At 63.1% G+C, this 1,256-nt stretch carries 2 protein-coding genes; both read right to left on the bottom strand.

The window, feature by feature from the left end; translation table 11 throughout:
* Positions 1 to 120: 120 nt before the first annotated feature.
* A complete protein-coding gene (locus DM995_RS18260) occupies positions 121 to 588 on the bottom strand; it encodes an SRPBCC family protein (RefSeq protein WP_116970615.1) in 468 nt (155 codons plus the stop codon).
* Positions 578 to 916 (bottom strand): ArsR/SmtB family transcription factor, encoded by a 339-nt coding sequence (locus tag DM995_RS18265; RefSeq protein ID WP_116970616.1) that lies wholly within the window; start codon positions 914 to 916, stop codon positions 578 to 580. The genes DM995_RS18260 and DM995_RS18265 overlap by 11 nt, the downstream gene beginning before the upstream one ends.
* Positions 917 to 1,256: the final 340 nt, after the last annotated feature.

The following is a 1,256-nucleotide window of genomic DNA, read 5'->3' on the forward strand; positions in this document are numbered from 1 at the left end:
CGAAGACCAGCCACTTGCGCCGCGCGTCGGCCTGCGCGAACGCCGCGAAAACCTTGGCCGGCAGCGCAGAGTAATTCCGTTCGATGGTGAAGCTTCCGTGCTTGATCGGGTTGCCCGCCATCAGAGCCCTCCGGCCAAGGCTTCGAGCTGGTTGAGGCACGTGCCCCAGCCATCATGGAAGCCCATCTCCTCATGCTTCTGACGGTCTGCGTCTGACTTGTGGCGCACCAGTGCCCGATAGCGGGTGCCGCCTTCCACCGCCTCCATCGTGATGTCGGCGGTCATGAAGGTTTCGGAATTCGGACGGAACTCGGGCCCGACCGCATCGGTCCATACCATACGCTTCCGAGGCTCTGCCAGCAGCACGCAGCCTGGCGTTTCATCCATTTCGGCGCCGTCCGGCGACGCCATCACGACCGAGAAGATTCCCCCGGCGCGGGGGTCGATCGCGACGCGCGCTACCGTCCAAGGTTTCGGTGCGAACCATTGCTTGAGCAGGTCGGGCTCCGTCCACGCGCGCCAGAGCTGGGCGGGTGTGGCCCTGACCGTCCGCTCCAGCACGAGATCGAGTTTGGCATCATGCGTCACTATTTTCTCCTTCACCGGGTAGATTCGCTAGAAATGCATCGAGGCGGTCGAGACGCGCCTCCCAAAGTGACCGCTGCTGGCCCAGCCAGCCTTCGGCGGCTTTCGCCGTTTCAGCCTTGAGCCGACAGGTGCGGATGCGGCCGGCCTTGTCGGATTCAATCCATCCGCCCGCCTCCAGCACCTTCAGGTGCTTGAGGAAGCTCGGCAGCGCCATGTCATGCGGCGCGGCAAGCTCAGAGACAGGCGCGGGGCCGGCTGCCAGCCGGGCGATCACCGCACGGCGGGTGGGATCAGCGAGTCCGTGGAAAATCGAATCAAGGTTAGCCATATGGCTATCTATTGACTTGGCACAGTGCTCGTCAAGATACCTAGCCATATGGAAAGGTGTCTTCCATCCGGCGGAGCGAAGGTCATGATGAAACCAAACGACACGGACGACGTCGTCGCACCAAACCCGTCGAAGCCACCGAGCCTGTCCGGAGGAGAAAAGTGACTGAACGGCTGTCCCTACGTCTGAAGGCAATCCTCGAAGCCCTGCCTCTCTCGCCCTGTATACGCGTGCTCGAGGTGGGATGCGGTCCCGGAGCGCTGACGCGCGCCATGTCGTCGGCGATCCCCGAGCGACGCGGGCCAGTTGATTGACGGCATCAATATGAAGAAGGCGGCCC

The sequence above is a fragment of the Blastomonas sp. UPD001 genome (genome assembly GCF_003426715.1).
Classification (GTDB): domain Bacteria; phylum Pseudomonadota; class Alphaproteobacteria; order Sphingomonadales; family Sphingomonadaceae; genus Blastomonas.

What these genes read in the sequence shown, in the direction of transcription:
- DM995_RS18265 (WP_116970616.1), bottom strand. Translation starts at nt 916, where the DNA reads ATGGCTAACCTTGATTCGATTTTCCACGGACTCGCTGATCCCACCCGC.